Source organism: Aminobacterium sp. UBA4987, from assembly GCF_002396985.1.
In the GTDB taxonomy this organism is placed as follows: domain Bacteria; phylum Synergistota; class Synergistia; order Synergistales; family Aminobacteriaceae; genus Aminobacterium; species Aminobacterium colombiense.
Genome location: NZ_DGZF01000009.1, coordinates 150,020 through 166,547 on the forward strand (window position 1 = coordinate 150,020; position 16,528 = coordinate 166,547).

16 protein-coding genes are annotated in these 16,528 nt (G+C 47.6%); 15 read left to right on the plus strand and 1 reads right to left on the minus strand.

All coding sequences use genetic code 11. The annotated features are described in order from the left end of the window. The first annotated feature begins 16 nt into the window (after positions 1-16). The 8 genes from B2U56_RS04765 to B2U56_RS04800 all read left to right on the plus strand — a co-directional run bounded on the left by B2U56_RS04765 (position 17) and on the right by B2U56_RS04800 (position 8,512). Positions 17-1,069, plus strand: a complete 1,053-nt coding sequence (locus B2U56_RS04765; protein WP_013048867.1) for a glycosyltransferase family 4 protein — start codon at positions 17-19, stop codon at positions 1,067-1,069. Between the two features lie 9 nt (positions 1,070-1,078). After that, positions 1,079-2,080 (plus strand): glycosyltransferase family 9 protein, encoded by a 1,002-nt coding sequence (locus B2U56_RS04770; protein WP_013048866.1) that lies wholly within the window; start codon positions 1,079-1,081, stop codon positions 2,078-2,080. 30 nt (positions 2,081-2,110) lie between these two features. After that, a complete protein-coding gene (locus B2U56_RS04775) occupies positions 2,111-3,325 on the plus strand; it encodes an O-antigen ligase family protein (protein WP_286952603.1) in 1,215 nt (404 codons plus the stop codon). A 289-nt stretch (positions 3,326-3,614) separates the two neighbouring features. Further along, entirely contained in the window at positions 3,615-5,000 is a 1,386-nt protein-coding gene (locus B2U56_RS04780; protein ID WP_286952605.1) for an S-layer homology domain-containing protein, read from the plus strand. A gap of 234 nt (positions 5,001-5,234) precedes the next feature. Beyond that, positions 5,235-5,762, plus strand: coding sequence for a hypothetical protein (locus B2U56_RS04785; protein WP_213700602.1), 528 nt, complete (start codon positions 5,235-5,237; stop codon positions 5,760-5,762). A gap of 94 nt (positions 5,763-5,856) precedes the next feature. Then, positions 5,857-6,603: a hypothetical protein gene (locus B2U56_RS04790; protein ID WP_013048862.1), complete on the plus strand. Its 747-nt coding sequence runs from the start codon at positions 5,857-5,859 to the stop codon at positions 6,601-6,603. A gap of 65 nt (positions 6,604-6,668) precedes the next feature. Continuing rightward, entirely contained in the window at positions 6,669-7,628 is a 960-nt protein-coding gene (pfkA, locus tag B2U56_RS04795; RefSeq protein WP_013048861.1) for a 6-phosphofructokinase, read from the plus strand. 2 nt (positions 7,629-7,630) lie between these two features. Beyond that, positions 7,631-8,512, plus strand: a complete 882-nt coding sequence (locus B2U56_RS04800) for a DUF4392 domain-containing protein (protein ID WP_013048860.1) — start codon at positions 7,631-7,633, stop codon at positions 8,510-8,512. Here the strand turns inward: B2U56_RS04800 and B2U56_RS04805 are convergent. Further along, a complete protein-coding gene (locus B2U56_RS04805) occupies positions 8,466-8,960 on the minus strand; it encodes an ECF transporter S component (protein ID WP_286952607.1) in 495 nt (164 codons plus the stop codon). The genes B2U56_RS04800 and B2U56_RS04805 overlap by 47 nt on opposite strands. A 158-nt stretch (positions 8,961-9,118) precedes the next feature. Here B2U56_RS04805 and B2U56_RS04810 point away from each other — a divergent pair, with 158 nt between their 5' ends. From B2U56_RS04810 to B2U56_RS04840, 7 genes are all read left to right on the plus strand, one after another. Next, positions 9,119-9,574, plus strand: coding sequence for a hypothetical protein (locus tag B2U56_RS04810; RefSeq protein WP_213700603.1), 456 nt, complete (start codon positions 9,119-9,121; stop codon positions 9,572-9,574). Between the two features lie 25 nt (positions 9,575-9,599). After that, entirely contained in the window at positions 9,600-10,259 is a 660-nt protein-coding gene (gene fsa, locus B2U56_RS04815; protein ID WP_273015472.1) for a fructose-6-phosphate aldolase, read from the plus strand. Between the two features lie 55 nt (positions 10,260-10,314). Continuing rightward, entirely contained in the window at positions 10,315-11,625 is a 1,311-nt protein-coding gene (rho, locus tag B2U56_RS04820; RefSeq protein ID WP_286677353.1) for a transcription termination factor Rho, read from the plus strand. A gap of 35 nt (positions 11,626-11,660) precedes the next feature. Further along, on the plus strand, positions 11,661-13,172 hold the full coding sequence (locus B2U56_RS04825) for a peptidoglycan DD-metalloendopeptidase family protein (protein WP_013048855.1): 1,512 nt from the start codon (positions 11,661-11,663) through the stop codon (positions 13,170-13,172). A gap of 112 nt (positions 13,173-13,284) precedes the next feature. After that, on the plus strand, positions 13,285-14,886 hold the full coding sequence (locus tag B2U56_RS04830; RefSeq protein ID WP_286952609.1) for a CTP synthase: 1,602 nt from the start codon (positions 13,285-13,287) through the stop codon (positions 14,884-14,886). A gap of 32 nt (positions 14,887-14,918) precedes the next feature. Then, on the plus strand, positions 14,919-15,998 hold the full coding sequence (locus B2U56_RS04835; protein ID WP_013048853.1) for a hypothetical protein: 1,080 nt from the start codon (positions 14,919-14,921) through the stop codon (positions 15,996-15,998). 44 nt (positions 15,999-16,042) lie between these two features. Continuing rightward, on the plus strand, positions 16,043-16,480 hold the full coding sequence (locus tag B2U56_RS04840) for a hypothetical protein (RefSeq protein WP_013048852.1): 438 nt from the start codon (positions 16,043-16,045) through the stop codon (positions 16,478-16,480). The last annotated feature ends 48 nt before the right edge of the window (positions 16,481-16,528 follow it).

The following is a 16,528-nucleotide window of genomic DNA, read 5'->3' on the forward strand; positions in this document are numbered from 1 at the left end:
CGCGGGAGTGATTTGTATGAGGGTATTGCACTACGTCAACGAAGGGAACTTATCGTGGGCTATCCCCTGGATTCAACTTATACTAGGCATGCAATCAAAGGGCATTGATAACGTAGTGCTTTGTCCCGGGCAGGGAACACTGTCAGCTCAGTTTCAGGAAAGAGGAATCCCCGTTTTTCCCTACAAGCCCGTTGTTTCCTGGGCTCCATGGGTGTGCCAGGGGTTTGGGCAGCTTTTGAAGCGGCTTTCTCCCGACCTTATCCATACCCGTCTTTTTTCCGCCGCTGTCATAGGCGGATATTGGGGGAAAAAACTTGGAATCCCTGTGGTGGGCACCATAGATTCAAGACCGAAAAGCAAGTATTTTCGCTTTGTAGATAGAACCATTGCTATTTCTTCTTATATCAAAGAGCAAGCCATAGAGAGCGGCATGGATTCGCAAAAGATTGATGTCATTCCTAATGCCATAGATGCTCATTATTATCACAGACCTCCTGGCTTTAACCCCCAAACAGTCAGGGGCAAGTATGCTATAGTCCCAGAAGACAAGATCATTATCGGGGCGGGGCGATTTGTTGATTGGAAGGGTTTTGATGTTCTGATCGAAGCCTTTAAAAAACTTGATCGTGAAGATACATGGTTGTTGTTGGCAGGTACTGGTGAAGAAGAAGAAAAGCTGAAGAACCTCGCTGGTTCAAATCCGCGAATAATCTTTTTGGGCTTTGTCGATGATATTCGCCCCTATTTCTGGGCCGCAGATGTATATGTGTTGCCGTCTCGTTTGCCAGAGCCCTTTGGCCTATCCCTTTTGGAAGCCATGGCATCAGGGTTGCTTTGTGTTGCCACTCATATGGGAGGTCCGCTCGACATGATAACCCACTCCGCAGAGGGCTGGCTGGTTCCGCAAGACAGCGCCGCCTCCATGAAAATCACTCTGGCTCAGGTTTTGGATGCAGATACGGCCACTAAAAACCTTATCCTCGAAAAAGCTAAACAGAAGGTTTCTTCCTTCGATGTAGAAAGAATTTCTTCCCTGTACGCCGGCTATTACAAGTTCTTAGTGAAATAGGAGAAAAATATGCGTATAGACCCTGCTCACATCTCCCGCGTGTTGGTTATAGGTCTTTCATGCATTGGAGACATGTTGCTCTCAATGCCGGGAATTAATAACCTAAAGCATTATTTGCCAAAGGCGCGTTTTACCCTTTGGGCTGGGCCTACCGTTGTCAATGTTTTCAAACATGATCCCATGTGGAGTGATCTGGTTCCCTATGACCGCTGGTCTCCAACATCTGAGTTCTACGGTTTCAAAGGGCGGCTTCGGGCACTTCGTATTATGAGAAAGGGACATTTTGACCTTGTGGTAGACCTTCGTGAAACCCTTATGCCTCTTTTTATCGGGGCCCGTTACGCTCCTCTTCTTCTCTTGAAAAGGCCCTTTTTGCCGAAAACGATTCATGAGGCGGAGCGGGTTATACAGAAGATATATGCTCTGGGAGTCCCTATCGTTTCCCGTTCAATGAGCTATTATGTTCCAGAAGAAGAACGACAGTATGCAGAAGAAACGCTCTTATCTTTTCCTCAAAAAAAGCTCGTAATTGCAAATCCTGGCGGTCGGGAACATAAGCGCTGGCCAGTTGAAAATGTTATAGAGCTTTCTCAAAGGCTTATAGAGAAGCGTCAATGCCTCATTGGAATTATGGGATATACAGAAGAGGAGCAAACCATTGCTTCTCGTATTGTCAAGTCGTTGCCGTCAGACTATACTCTTAATTTGTTTGGGCGTGTTCCCATGCCTCGAATAGCTGCTATATTGCAAAAGGCCGACCTTTTTGTAACCAATGATTCAGGCCCCCTCCACCTGGCAAGCGCTATGGGGACTCCTACTGTGGCAATATATGGGCCTTCTCTCCCCGATAGATTTGGACCATGGGGAAACCGCCATATTGTTCTTCTTCCACAGCTTCCTTGTGCGCCATGTGACGAAGGGAAAAAATGTCTTTTAGGCAATCGTCTTAAATGTCTCGGGCATATAAGTGTGGAAGATGCTTTGCAGGCATGTGACAATCTTTTAAAATAGTTTTCACAACACTTTCAAAGGAGCATTGCAATGGTTGCAGATCGCATTATTGAATTTGGCTTTTTATGGTCTCTTTTCTGGTCCCCCTGGGGGCCTGTCCCAAGATATCTGGGATGGCTTTTGGTGTTTATAGGGCTGGCGCTGAAGGCTATTAAAAGAGAATCGCTGCCGGCTGTATTTGATAGATCGGTTTCCTTTGTGTTTATAGCCCTTCTCATATGGGGAGGAGTTGTCACCTGGTTCGCAAAAAACGACTTTGCTTTATGGGGCCGCGGTTACTCGATGCTCGTGGAGTTTGTTTTTGCGTGCTGGTTGGCTGCCTACGTGTTGCGAAAAGAGAAAAATGTAAATAGATGGGTTCATGTCTGGTACATGACCGTTATTGTTACCATGGCCTTTTCCTTCTTCAAAATAGCCCAGAACCCCCTGGGTGAAGGTGTTTATTCCAACATCAATTCCCTTGGGCTTTACGTATGCCTTATTTTCCCCTTTGCCCTCTTATATCCAGGCAGCGCCAACATGGTAGAAAAATCCCATATTAAATCCTTTGGTTATATTGCTGTAAGCATCCTGGTTTTTATAGCCCTTATAATAAGTTTTACGACAGCAGCCTGGATGGCCTGTGTCTTTAGCTTGTTTTTCCTCCTTTACTACAGTAAAAGGGTTAGAAAGATAACGGCACTTTTTATTCTTATCTTTATATGTGTCGCGTTAGTAGGGCACGTCACCGCGGACTCTACCTTTAAGAAAGTTTTTCATCGTTTCTCGAAAGAGGTTCAACAAATTACGAGTTTTCATGATATTTCACATTTAACCACAAACAGGTCTGATATATGGCAAGTTGCCTATTATATGGTGAAGGAAAAACCGATTACTGGGTGGGGATGGGGCAGATTCCGAGAAGAATTTCAAGAAGTGAAAAAACGCTACGTTCCGGAAAATCACATAAAGGAAGCCCCTGATGCACATAATATGTATTTAAACTTGTTAATTTACGGAGGGATTCCAACCCTTATAGGAATGCTCTATCTATTTGGGGTTGCTTTGAAAAAAGGGTTTCAGCGTTTTAAAACCGGCGCTGACAAGTGGCGGTGGCTTTTTCTTGTCTGTTGGGTTACAATATTGTCAATACTTTTATACAGTATTGGAGGGGATGTCTTCTCCTTCCGATATAAGGCGGCCGTGTTATTCTGGACTGTTCTCGGATTCAGTCTACAACGGGAGAACTATGGAATTGAGTCTTAGGGCCTATTCCAATCGTAGGGATTTCACGGTAGCATAGTCAGCGAAATTACTGAGTCCTTTGACAATTTGACTTGGTTCACTAGCTTCATTCATCCGTAATAATCTCTGAAGGCAAGAAAGGAGGTGCCGACAACCCCCAGCCAAAAAGAGGGAGCGGATGTTGAGGGCGGAGAAAACACAGTTCTTGAGTGAGGACACCAAAGAAGGAAACGAGGAAACTTCTCACTAGTCTTCCGATAAGAATGTGTGATCCCGCAAATATAAAGACAACCAAGGGGGTTGCACAAATATGAAAAAGATTCTTGCACTCGTAGCAGTAGTAGCATTGGTTGCTTTCGCCGCACCGGCGTTCGCTGCCAATCCTTTCATGGATGTACCTATGAACCATTGGGCCTATGACGCAGTAGGCCAGCTTGCTTCTCGCGGTGTCGTTTCCGGTTATCCCGATGGTTCCTACAAAGGAAACCAGCCCATGACCCGTTATGAAATGGCTTCTCTTGTAGCCCGCTCATTGGCCGTAGTTGACATGGAGAAGGCCAGCAAGCAGGATGTTGAGATGCTGAAGAAACTTGTTGTTGAGTTCAAAGACGAGCTTGACGCACTTGGCGTGAAGGTCGACAAACTCGACGGCAGAGTAGCCGTTCTCGAAGAGAACCTTGGCGGCTGGAAATTCTGGGGCGAATTCCGCTTCGACGCGAAGTTTGCTGATCAGGCAGGCGGCCTTTACACAGGCGCAGGCGGCAGCGATGTAGACTTCAACCTGAACCGTTACCGCATCTGGATGAGCAAAAAGGTTGATGATAAAGTTAAGTTCACAGCTCGTCTTGGAAACGCAAATGGAAACGTTGCCTGGCAGCGCTACTGGATCGACGTGGCCCTTCCCTGGGACGTCAATATGATGGCAGGTCTCTGGGCATTCGACTGGGAAGACGACGATGGTCTCTATACAGACAACGATGCCTGGTTCACCGACCGTTCTCTCAATGGTTTCTACTTTGGCAGACCCTTCAGCATGGGCGATTTCGCGATGTATGTTGCACGTAATGACGATGCTGCAGATGAATACTATGAGTACGCTGGCCGTGTGAAGTTCAACTTCAACGAGAACTTCTGGATGTCTGGAAACTACATTGCACGCGCCTATGATGTAGCTGATGACGAGTCAGTCTGGTGGGCAGCTCTTGGATTCAACTTTAATTCTGACTGGGGATTCAAGGGAGCTTACTACAATCAGGATCTCAATGTTGCCGCTGGCGAAGATAGCCCAGCAGCATGGCAGGCCATTCTTGATGTGAAACAGGCCGCTCTTGGCTTCACTTCTCTTTGGGTTGAATATACAGACTTTGACGAGAACTTTACAGCATGGACAGATGGCCCGTGGGATAACTACGGTACAGTTACCGATACAGGCCTTGGCGCATATGACAACATTCTTTTCGTAAGCCTGAACCAGAAATGGAACGACAAGTGGTCAACCTTCCAGCGCTACCTGAGCGGAAGCGCTCGTGCAACAGGTGCGGGCTTTGACGATACAACCAACTGGACCGTTGGCGTGAAGTACTACTACACACCAGCTCTTTCTTTCGAGCTTGCCTATGATAAGATCGAAAATAGCCAGACTGTGGCTGCCAACGACGACAACGTCATCAGACTTCGTACCCGCGTAACATTCTAATTGAACTGAAGAACGTTGCTTGTTAATCAAAAGGGTCTCCCGTACGGGAGACCCTTTTTTTATATTTTCTACTTGCAAAAAAAGTGATAATTTAGTACCTTATTAAAGTAGGGTTTTTGTTTTATTAAAGAAATTAAATAATTTAGAGTGTAATTGAGTTGAGCGTACGCGGTAAAAAAGAAGAGCCGACAGCTTTTAGCCGCAAGTATAAAGACAACCGGGGGGTGCGCAACTATGAAAAAGATTTTTGCACTCGCAGCAGTTGTCGCATTGGCCGCTTTCGTCGCACCGACGTTTGCTGCGAGTCTTTCTATAGATGTACCAATGATCCACCGGGGCTATGACTGGGAAGGTGACAATGCCCTTGGGTTCACTTTCCTTTGGCGTGAGTACGTGAATTTTGATGAGTACTTTTATGTTTTGACATCCGGGCCATGGGATGATTATGGCGCGGCGGCATATAATGCAGCCCTTTACTTTGCTGGTGCTCCTGATCTTTATTATAGGGGAGAGTGGGACAATGTATTTTCTGTCCTTTTGACCCGGAAATGGAATAATCAGTGGACGACCTTCCACCGCTATTTTGCGGGCAAAGCCCGCTATGTTGATGCAGAAAACATGAAGAACTGGACCTTTGGCGTTAAATACTACTACACGCCGGGCCTTTCTTTCGAGCTTGCCTATGACAAGATCGAAAACAGCGGGACAACGCCTGGCAAGGATGACAGGGTTATCAGACTTCGTACCGTAGTAACTTTTTAAGGGTCCTTCCGTAATGTGGGGAGGTCCTTTTTTCATGGGCTTTTCCAGTGTATAATGACATTCAGCTTGTGTAGAACCTGAGGAGGGACTTTCTGTGAAGCTAAAAAAATGCCTTGTGTGTATATGTGCTGCCGTGCTTATATTGAGTATTATGGCACCAGGCTTTGCCGATGAGAAGATATTGCGGCGATGGTCGAAGACAAACCATTATAAGGATGATATGGGAAGCGAAGTATGGATTACCGCAACCTATTATGCCGCAGAATATATAGAGGCCCTGGTGCAGAGTGAAGCTAATAAGAATCTGTGGACGTCTGATGAGGCAGAGCAGTATAAATATGAACTTCTGAAGACACTAACTTTAGAAGAGTACATTCCTATTTTTATTGAGTTTGACAATAGGGGGCCGTCCATGCACATGGCGCCTTTTGGCGACCAGCTTACGCTGTGGGTGGGCAAGAACAAACTGAAACCCGTGGACTACGATAAGCGTTTTAACTTTAAGTTGCAGGGCAAGCGTGACGGCTTTATCTATTTCCCCCGGTTTGACGAGAAGGGCAAGCCCATTCTTGAGGGGGTAAAATCCATTCGCCTCGTAGTAAACGGCGGGATTAGTTCTGTGACCATGAGCAAAACCATTGAATATATATGGGATGTGGTGGATGATAACCCCGAGAGGCTCTATGCTGGCAAGGCCGCGGCCCGCCTTGAGCTTGACCGCCTTATAAAGCGTCTTGATGTGCTCAATGGCCAGAAGAAAGACCTTGAAGGACAGCTGGCAGAAGTGGAAGAAGAGTTGCGGCAGGTACAGAAACGTGTGGAAGAGTTGCAGCATCAGTAATATTTTGTGACAATAGGGGACGGCATAGCCGTCCCTTTTTTATTTGTAGAGGAGGAAATGACGACGTGAAAAGGGTTGCAGTGCTCACGAGCGGAGGAGACGCCCCAGGTATGAACGCAGCTATCCGGGCAGTGGTACGAACGGCCATTTATCACCATCTCGAGGCGGTAGGCGTTATGCGGGGGTTTGAAGGGCTGATCGATGGCGATTTCGTGCCTTTGAACAGGGCTTCTGTGGGGGGAATCATCCATAGGGGCGGTACGATTCTTAAGACAGCCCGAAGCGAACGGTTTAAAACAGAGGCTGGATTGGATCGGGCCCTGTTCCAGTTAAAGAATGCGGCAATTGACGGACTTGTCATTATTGGTGGAGACGGATCGTTCAGAGGGGGGCAGAAACTTTACGAAAAAGGGGTTTCTGTCATAGGAGTGCCCGGTACCATCGATAATGACGTGGCGGGCACAGATGAGACCATAGGCTTTGATACGGCCGTTAATACAGCTCTTGAAGCCGTTAAAAAGCTTCGTGATACGGCCAGCAGCCATGATCGGCTTTTTATTGTTGAAGTAATGGGACGGGAAGCGGGCTTTATTGCCCTTGAAGTGGCTGTTGCCAGCGGAGCTGAGTATCTTGTGGTGCCCGAACTGCCTTTCAGCCTGGGGCGCCTCTGCGACAAGCTTCACGATACGAGGGCCCGGGGCAAGACCCACTCCCTTATTATAGTAGCGGAAGGGGCCATGTCTGCGGCGACCCTTCGCAGTGAGCTTAAGGATACGGCAGGATACGATGCAAGGGTTACGGTTTTGGGATATATTCAGCGAGGGGGCAGCCCAACGTCCTTTGACGCCATTCTCGCCTCTCGTATGGGAGCCTTTGCTGTTGAATCCCTTCTTGATGGCAAAAAGGGGATGATGGTGGGGACTGTTGCCCATCAGATGAGTCTCTGTTCTCTCTCCGATTCATGGCAGGTTAACAAAATATTGAGTCCCGAAAAATTGGAACTCGTTGAGAAGCTGAGCATATAAAAATGAAAAACCTCGCTGATCTTTGTTCCCTGGTGGGTGCTGACAAGGGTGGAAGGTCTGCGTCCAGATTATGTAAGCCTCTTTATCTGTCGAAAGCACTGAACCTGCTGGCGGGCTCTTCTTCTGTGGCTATTGTAACGGGGTTCTATATTCCTTCAGCCCGGGCGGCAGAAACCGATGGCCCTTCTGGCGCTGCTGTGCTGGGGCGGGCTCTTGTTTGGTCTGGCCGCTCTGCGGTGATTTTTACCGACCCCCTTTGTAGTTTGGTGGTGGAGGCGGCAAGCAAGGCCATAGATGGACCGCCGGTAGTTGCGGTTTCCACGGCCGAAGAAATAATGGAATATGCCTCTTTTGATGTCTTCATCTATATTGAGCGCCTTGGAAAAACTTCCTCTGGCGGCTATCACAATATGCGGGGAGAGGATATAACCCAATGGACAGCGCCCCTTGATGATGGGATATTTCTTGCTCAGCAGAAAGGAATTCCAGTCCTCGCCGTTGGCGATGGCGGAAATGAGGCGGGGATGGGACTTCTCTTTTCAGAGCTTGCCCGCCTTGTGCCAGAGTATGAAAGCTCTTTATCTGTAACCCAGGCAGACATAGCTTTGCCGGTGGATGTGTCAAATTGGGGAGGATATGCCTTGACAGCCCTTCTTTCTCTACGGGAGTCCCGATGGCTCGGGCAATCATTGCAAGAGGAAGAAGATCTTCTTACGGCGGTTTTTAAGGCAGGGGCTGTGGATGGCGTAACGAAAAGGAGGGAACCCTCTGTTGACGGATTCCCCCTTAATGAACATCTTCGGTTGGTAAATGCCTTACGCGACTGGTGGCAGGCTGCTATGAGTTTGAGAGAAAAGAAGGCTTCAGACGTTTCTCTATCATAGGCGACAACACCAACGCAACGATGGCGCCTATGCCTGTCTGCAGAAGATCGGTGGCCAGCTCCACTGGGGCGGCCTTTGCGCCATAGAGAATGGCGGCCATGGTGGTGTACCCTGTGATCATAACGGAGGCGCCGGCTGCGATGGCAAGAGTCTTATTCTTGTTGCGAAGCTTTCCCGCGACATAACCTTCCAGTCCCTTAATAACAAGGGTAAAGGGGGCCCACAGAGGATAGCCTAAAATGAGATCTGCAATAGAAGCGCCAAGACCCCCGCATAATGCGCCATATCGAGGGCCGAAAATGAGAGCAATAGTGTAGATCACTCCTTCTCCCATGTTAAAATAGAGCCTGAATCCTGGCATGGGAATACTTATGAGGGTTGCCACAGCTACTATGGCGGCCATTACAGCTCCAAAAGAAACTCTTGATGCCTGAGATCTTTTTTTCATAACACGATCAGCTCCGTCCTGAGGAGAATGTTTTTATATTGTATAAGTGTATTACCGCTGGTATTAGTACCAGATCAGGCATAATTAACGACATTTCTGGATCTGAATAAAATCTTTTTATATTACGAACTTGTCATATTCGAGGGGCGATGGGTATAATGTCTAGGAATGGGAGATTTTTTCTCCTTCTGGTAATGTCTTCTATTGTGCTTCTTCTCGGTTTTTCCTGTTGGGCTGTTAAACACAATCGGCGAACGGCAGATTCTTCCTTCCAACTCGAGAACATGGTGCTCTGCGACGAAGTGGACGAAAAGATGCGTCCTCTCCATACGGGAACGCAGTTTATGTCTGGAATACGTCAGCTTTGCCTGTGTTTTGACTATAGTCTTGCCAGTAAAAGAAGTGACATTCGAATAAAGTGGTATTATGGAGATCACCTTGTCTATTCAGAAGTTCTTCTGCTTTCTCCAGGAAAGGGATCAAAGGTGTTTTGCCTTTTGCGGGAAGATGGTTCGCCACTGCCCGTTGGAGCCTATGATGTGCGGGTCTGTTACGAGGGAACAGTGTATTCCAGCCTGAATTTCGAAATTTCCAGTTTGGTAAAAGTTCCATAATAAATAGAGTGAAGAGGGGATATAGGTGCAATTTTTCCTTGATACGGCTAATCTTGATGAGTTAAGACAGGCTGCTGCCTGGGGAGTTATATCAGGAGCGACAACAAACCCTTCTCTTGTAGCCAAAGAGGGGGCTGTGGATTTTCATCAGCTGATCCGGACAATTACAGGTATTGTGGAAGGTCCTGTCAGCGCGGAGGTTATAGCAACAGATACTGAAGGCATGATTCGAGAAGGGCTTCAGTTGGCTGCACTCTCGCCTCACGTTGTAGTGAAGATTCCAATGACGCCACAAGGTATGGGAGCTGCTAAGGCGCTTTCAAAAGAAAAAGTTTCTACTAACGTGACCCTGGTGTTTTCACCTCAGCAGGCCCTGCTTGCCGCCGCTGCCGGGGCAACATACGTGAGTCCCTTTGTCGGACGACTTGACGATATCGGCGAAGAGGGTTGCGGTCTTCTTCGAAATATCGCAGATGTGTTTCATATACATTCCATTGCAACAAAAATTATAGCAGCCAGCGTTCGCCATCCAGCCCATGTGCTGGAGGCCGCCCTTGCTGGCGCTCATATTGCGACGGTGCCTTTCAAAGTTATGAAGCAGATGTTCAATCATCCATTAACAGAAAAAGGCTTGCAGCAATTTATTTTAGACTGGGAGGGGTATCGGAAAAGCCATGACAGATAATCAGAATCCAGAGAATAATATTCTCGATGTTACACCTGAGGTGGAGACACCTGAGATGAACGAAACAGAAGCTGAGGCGGAGACCGAAGTGACTGAAACCAAGACAGTCCCGAGACCGAGATATAATTTTGCAAAGCTCTCTTCACAGCTCATAACTGAACTTCGTAAGATAGCAAAAGATATAGGAGTAACCGGCTTCTCTAATCTTCGCAAAGATGATCTCATCATTTCTATACTTACAACACAGGCAGAACAGCTGAATTATCGCTTTGGCGGTGGAACCCTTGAGATATTGAACGAGGGTTACGGTTTTTTGCGGCCAAAGGGATTGTTGCCCAGCGATCACGACATATATGTTTCTGCTTCCCAGATTCGGCGTTTTGGACTTCGCAACGGCGATGTCATCTGGGGAATGGTGAGGCCTCCAAAGGATCAGGAACATTATGAGGCCCTCTTACGGGTAGAAATGGTGAATTTTGCCGATCCTGAAGCCGCACGGAAGAGGCCCCATTTCGGAACCTTAACCCCCATATTCCCCGATTCCAGATTGACGCTAGAGACAGACCCTGACGAAATCTCTACTCGACTGATAGATCTTTTTGCTCCTATAGGAAAGGGGCAGCGTGCCCTTTTGGTTTCTCCCCCCAAGGCAGGGAAAACCACGGTTTTGAAAAAGATAGCTAATGCGGTGACCGTCAACCACCCCGATATCATACTCATGGTGCTGCTTATTGATGAACGCCCTGAAGAAGTTACGGATATGGCCAGATCTGTGGATGGAGAAATAATCGCATCCACCTTTGACCGTCCTGCTGAAGAGCACCTTCGCGTAGCTAATCTCGCCCTTGAAAAAGCGAAAAGGCTTGTGGAAACAGGCAAGGATGTAGTGCTCCTTTTAGACTCCATTACCCGTCTGGCAAGAGCTTCAAACCTGGTTGTTCCTCCTTCTGGGAGAACACTGTCAGGTGGTATGGATCCCGCGGCCCTCTATTTTCCCAAACGATTTTTTGGCGCGGCCAGAAATATAGAAGAGGGCGGGAGTCTCACAGTTATAGGAACAGCTCTCGTGGATACGGGAAGCAGAATGGACGATGTCATTTATGAAGAGTTTAAAGGTACAGGCAACATGGAGCTTCATCTTTCACGAAAACTTGCGGAACAGAGAATATTCCCCGCTGTTGACATTACCAAGTCTGGAACACGCCGGGAAGAGCTGCTTATGGGTGAGGAAGACCTTGGCAGAATCTGGCTTTTACGGCGCAGAATGGTGAATGTGGACGAAGCGGGAGCCTTATCCCTTATCATAGACAAACTGAAGAAATCGCCAACAAACCGAGATTTCTTGTTGACCATTAAGATGGCGTAGTATAGAGTAGTAGGAGTGTTTAAGGAGGGACAAGGATGAAGGATTCTCCAGCCAACAGCAACCACTCTAAGTCTGGCCGTATGGGCTTTATGATTGTTATGCTCCTTATGTTCAGTACGGCCATATTCATCACTGTCTGTGCCAGTAATCGTTCAGCGGGCGTGGCATGGGGAAATCTTCAGGATGACCAGGAAAACAAAGATGATAATGCGCAATTTCCGGCAGGTTTTGTTGTAATAGATATGTCTGGTGCCGTTGCCAATGATATGGATCTCACTGATGAAACCATAGGGATAGGTCCCCTTCCCGAGGAAGAAGGCCTTTCAGACTATGGTTATGGCGGTGAGGTTCTTATGGCCAGTAGTGAAAGTTCTGATTTTGCCACAGATGATGTAGATCCAGAAGTCGATGTCATTGCTCCTGAAGAGGAGAAAGAAGTTAGAGTAGAAAAAGAAAGTGCTGAAAGCGCAGATAAAGCAGAGGGCGCAGAAAAAGCAAAGGTGCCGGAAGGGACAAAAGAAGTCAGTGAGGTTGTCCTTTCTGAAGTCAAGACGAAATGGGAAGAGTATACGGTAAAAGCAGGAGAAACCCTTATAGATATCGCCTCCCGCTATAATGTTACGGTGGAGGATATCACCAAAGCAAACGAGTTGAAAAATCCCAATCGTTTGACGCTCAATCAGAAGCTTCTCATTCCTCATTCACCAGATGATGTGGAGATAGTTCTTGAAGAAGTGAGAACTCGAAAGGCCAGACTGGCAGAGAAACAGCGGAAAGTGAAACCACTGGAGGTGACCACATACACTGTGGCAAATGGGGATAGTCTCTGGTCTATTTCCAACACTTTCAGTCTGGAAATTGATACCCTTTTCGGAAGCAACGACCTAAAGGATCCCAACGTTTTAAAACCTGGAAAGCAGCTGAGGATTCCTAATCAGGATGGAATCTTCTATACTGTGAAAAAGGGAGACACCTTAGATTCCATAGTAAAGAAATTTCAGATTTCGATTGATAAGGTCAAAGAGATCAATGAATCTCGTGTGGATCTTGCGATATTGAAGATCGGTGAAGAGTTGTTTCTTCCCGAAGCCCGTCCAGAAGTTTCAGCCTTTGGTTCTTCTTCTGGCAAGGGATCCTCCTCAAAATCCGGCGCCACATATTCAAGATCTTTCAGATGGCCGGTGGTGGGGCGTATTAACAGTCCCTTCGGGTGGCGGCGTCATCCTATTACCCGCCGTAAAAGTTTTCATACGGGAATCGATATAAAAGCGTCCCGTGGATATCGCATAAGGGCAGCAAAGGATGGACAAGTCGTTTACTCCGGATGGATGGGCGGTTACGGACGTGTTGTGGTGTTAAGTCATGGCCAGGGCTATTCAACCCTTTATGCCCATTGTTCAAGTTTGAGCGTTAAAAAAGGCCAGCGGGTCAGCCAGGGACAGGTGATTGGTCTCGTGGGCACTTCGGGACGGGCTACAGGGCCCCATCTTCACTTTGAAGTGCGAAAAAATAACAGCCCGATAAATCCCTTAAAGGTGCTTCGATAGGCTGGTGGCCCCATGACAAGGGAGTGTAGATTCGATAAACTGGACCAGGGGGTTCTTGCGGCCCTGGTCCATCTTTTTTGATATTTTTATTTCCTAGGCGGAGGATTATTCCATGACAAAGTTTATTTTTGTGACAGGCGGCGTAGTTTCTTCTCTCGGAAAAGGTATTACTGCGGCGTCTTTAGGGGTGTTGTTGAAGAAGAGAGGGTTTAGAGTTTCCATTATTAAACTTGATCCCTATTTGAATGTTGACGCTGGTACAATGAATCCTTTTCAGCACGGAGAGGTTTTTGTTACTGACGATGGGGCTGAAACAGATCTGGACCTCGGCCATTATGAGCGTTTCATAGACGAGTCCCTTTCTGCCGATAACAACGTAACTACGGGAAAGATCTATTCAACAGTCATATCAAAGGAGCGCCACGGCTGTTATCTCGGAGGGACAGTGCAGGTTATTCCCCACATAACAAACGAAATTCAGGATCGAGTCCTTAAAGCCGCGGATGACAACGATATAGTTATTGCCGAGATTGGGGGAACTGTGGGGGATATCGAGGGGCAGCCCTTTCTTGAGGCCATTCGCCAGATGGCGACACGTGTTGGACGACAAAATGTTCTGTATTGCCATGTGACCCTTGTTCCCTATCTTGAAGCAGCCAGGGAACTTAAGACCAAACCCACCCAGCATAGTGTGCAGGAACTGAGGCGAATCGGTATTCTTCCCGATATTATAATTTGCCGTTCACACTATCCTATATGTGACGAAATGAAAGAAAAAATCGCACTCTTCTGCAACGTTCCGAAGGAGGCAGTTATCGAAGCTCTTGATGAGCCTACAATTTACCAGGTGCCCCTGAGCCTACAGGCCCAGGAATTCGATCGCCTTGTTATGAGATTGCTCTCCTTTACCAGTACTCTTGAACCCAACCTTGACGATTGGAAGCAAGTTGTAAAAACCTTCTGTGATCCGGAAGGCGAAGTGGAAATAGCTATGGTGGGCAAGTACATTAATCATAAAGATGCCTACTTGAGCGTAGTGGAATCTCTCAACCATGCTGGCATTCAAAACAAGGTGCGGGTTCGAATTCGAGCGGTAGAGGCTGAAGAAATTGAAGAAAAAGGAGCCGAAAAAGTACTGTCAGGAGTCCATGGAGTGATTGTCCCAGGGGGCTTCGGCGCACGGGGCATAGAAGGCAAGATAGAAGCGGCACGTTACGCAAGGGAAAGGCGCATTCCCTATTTGGGGCTTTGCCTTGGCATGCAGGTAGCAGTTGTCGACTTTGCCCGGAATGTCTGCGGCATAAAAGATGCAAGCAGCGCTGAAATAGATGAGTCGGCTGAGCATCAGGTGATCCATCTTATGGAAGAACAGCGCGAGCTGGATGAGATGGGGGGAACCATGCGCCTGGGAGCCTACCCCTGTACCCTTGTTAAAAACACACGTTCTTATGAAGCCTATAATGTAGAGGTAGTAAATGAACGACATCGCCATCGCTACGAATTTAATAACGCCTACCGCCAGGAAATGGAAAAGGCAGGCCTTAAAATAGCGGGAGTATATAAAGAAAAAGATCTTGTAGAGATCGTTGAAATACAAGATCACCCATGGTTTGTGGGGGTGCAGTTTCATCCGGAGTTTCGGTCTAGACCGGTTAAACCCCATCCCCTTTTTGTTGGGTTTATTCGGGCGGCTGTGGATTTGGCGAAAGAATAATTTGATTAAAAGGGTGCGAAGGAGGGACCACAATGAAGAAAATGCTGAAGTTGTCTACGGCGGTAATGGTTCTTATAGTCCTGTTCTTAGGGGTTTCCAGTTCTGCTGTCTGGGCACAGTCCGATGATGGGACATCTACCTTTCAGACGTTGAGTCATATTGAAGATATTTTATACGGCAGAACAAAGTCAGGCGGCTTGATTGAGAGGCTTGGTAATATTGAAAAAGACCTTTTTGGCCGGGAACTGCCAGGAAGCATCGCCGAACGTCAGAGAGCAATTCTTGATTTTCTTGAAAAAGGAACCTCCGGCCAGCCTTCTATGATTTTTAAACTGGGAGTGGCCGAGTGGGCTATTAACCAGAAAGTGGATGCTTATGGTCCGGTAAATAGGCGTGTAGACTCTCTTGAGACCATCCTCGAAGGGACAGCTCATCCAGATAAGCCTGTGGCCATGAGATTGGAACGCATTTTAGGACTCATCCTTTCTGAAAATGTCACGTGGCAAGATGCAGAAATACCTCAGGGACAGGTATTGCGGGTAAAGTTTAAGGATACATTATCCCCGGCAGCTGTTAAAGCAGGTGACAATGTGCACCTGGAACTTGCGGAAGATCTTGTTTCGGGAAGCATGTTGTTGGCTCCAGCTGGCAGTCGCGCTTTAGCCCATGTAGAATCTGTAACAAAGCCTCGAAGTTTCGGACGCCCGGCGGAAATAAAGATTGGAGCGGACACCCTTCTGCCTTTAGGGCCAGAGATGATTGCCCTCACCATCGGAGAGAAGGCAGATAAGGCAACAAAAGCGGAATCTGCTCAGATTGCGGCAGCCGGCACGAGTTTCATAGGGGCCATTCTTCTTGGTCCTGTTGGCCTTGCAGGCGGAATGCTTGTTAGAGGTGATGCGAAAGAAATTGCTGCGGGCACCGAGCTTTTTGTAGAAACAGCAGAAACAGTTCGCATATCGGCCTACCCCGTTCCTGCGGGGCTGCAGGGGATGGTGCGCCCCGCGGCGGTTTCGGAAGAAGGATCATCTGATACGGTGTCGACAAACGAAACTCAGGGAGTAGCAGAGGCACCAGCGACAAATGATGACACGTTAACGCCGATCAACTAATAGTTTCTTACGAGGTGTCGTCAGCAGTGAAGGAGTTGAAGTATATGATGAAATACGGAAAGAAGAAATTGGCGGCTGTGGTTCTGGCCTTCGTTATCTCTTTGTCCGGCATGGCCTGGGCTATAGACCTGGGCGATCTCATTGGAGTAGTGGGCGGAGGGTTTATTGTTTCTCAGGTGGCGGGTCCCCTTAACGATTTCATCAACACTGTCACCTTTAATAAAGGGGCAAAGGTTGAGGGCCATACGAAGGTGGTTCCCATCGTATCTCTTGGTTCTGGAACCCGTATTGGAGCAGCTCAGGTGGCTGGCCCGCGTGGAGAAGCAATACAGAAGACGAAGGCTGTGGCTCAGCTTGAAGTAACTTTTAGAGACAGACTCAGAACGAAGATACTGATCCCTATAGATTCAGAGAACCCTGTGAAGCAATTCAAGAGGGTTCAGGGGGTAGGAGTGTCGGCTATAATTGATTTCAGACTATAATATCCTGAAGAATCGGTAAGCCCTGGGTCGATTTTACATCGGCCGGGG

What these genes read in the sequence shown, in the direction of transcription:
- B2U56_RS04765 (WP_013048867.1), top strand. Translation starts at nt 17, where the DNA reads ATGAGGGTATTGCACTACGTCAACGAAGGGAACTTATCGTGGGCTATC.
- B2U56_RS04770 (WP_013048866.1), top strand. Translation starts at nt 1,079, where the DNA reads ATGCGTATAGACCCTGCTCACATCTCCCGCGTGTTGGTTATAGGTCTT.
- B2U56_RS04775 (WP_286952603.1), top strand. Translation starts at nt 2,111, where the DNA reads ATGGTTGCAGATCGCATTATTGAATTTGGCTTTTTATGGTCTCTTTTC.
- B2U56_RS04780 (WP_286952605.1), top strand. Translation starts at nt 3,615, where the DNA reads ATGAAAAAGATTCTTGCACTCGTAGCAGTAGTAGCATTGGTTGCTTTC.
- B2U56_RS04785 (WP_213700602.1), top strand. Translation starts at nt 5,235, where the DNA reads ATGAAAAAGATTTTTGCACTCGCAGCAGTTGTCGCATTGGCCGCTTTC.
- B2U56_RS04800 (WP_013048860.1), top strand. Translation starts at nt 7,631, where the DNA reads ATGAAAAACCTCGCTGATCTTTGTTCCCTGGTGGGTGCTGACAAGGGT.
- B2U56_RS04805 (WP_286952607.1), bottom strand. Translation starts at nt 8,960, where the DNA reads ATGAAAAAAAGATCTCAGGCATCAAGAGTTTCTTTTGGAGCTGTAATG.
- B2U56_RS04810 (WP_213700603.1), top strand. Translation starts at nt 9,119, where the DNA reads ATGTCTAGGAATGGGAGATTTTTTCTCCTTCTGGTAATGTCTTCTATT.
- rho (WP_286677353.1), top strand. Translation starts at nt 10,315, where the DNA reads ATGAACGAAACAGAAGCTGAGGCGGAGACCGAAGTGACTGAAACCAAG.
- B2U56_RS04825 (WP_013048855.1), top strand. Translation starts at nt 11,661, where the DNA reads ATGAAGGATTCTCCAGCCAACAGCAACCACTCTAAGTCTGGCCGTATG.
- B2U56_RS04830 (WP_286952609.1), top strand. Translation starts at nt 13,285, where the DNA reads ATGACAAAGTTTATTTTTGTGACAGGCGGCGTAGTTTCTTCTCTCGGA.
- B2U56_RS04835 (WP_013048853.1), top strand. Translation starts at nt 14,919, where the DNA reads ATGAAGAAAATGCTGAAGTTGTCTACGGCGGTAATGGTTCTTATAGTC.
- B2U56_RS04840 (WP_013048852.1), top strand. Translation starts at nt 16,043, where the DNA reads ATGATGAAATACGGAAAGAAGAAATTGGCGGCTGTGGTTCTGGCCTTC.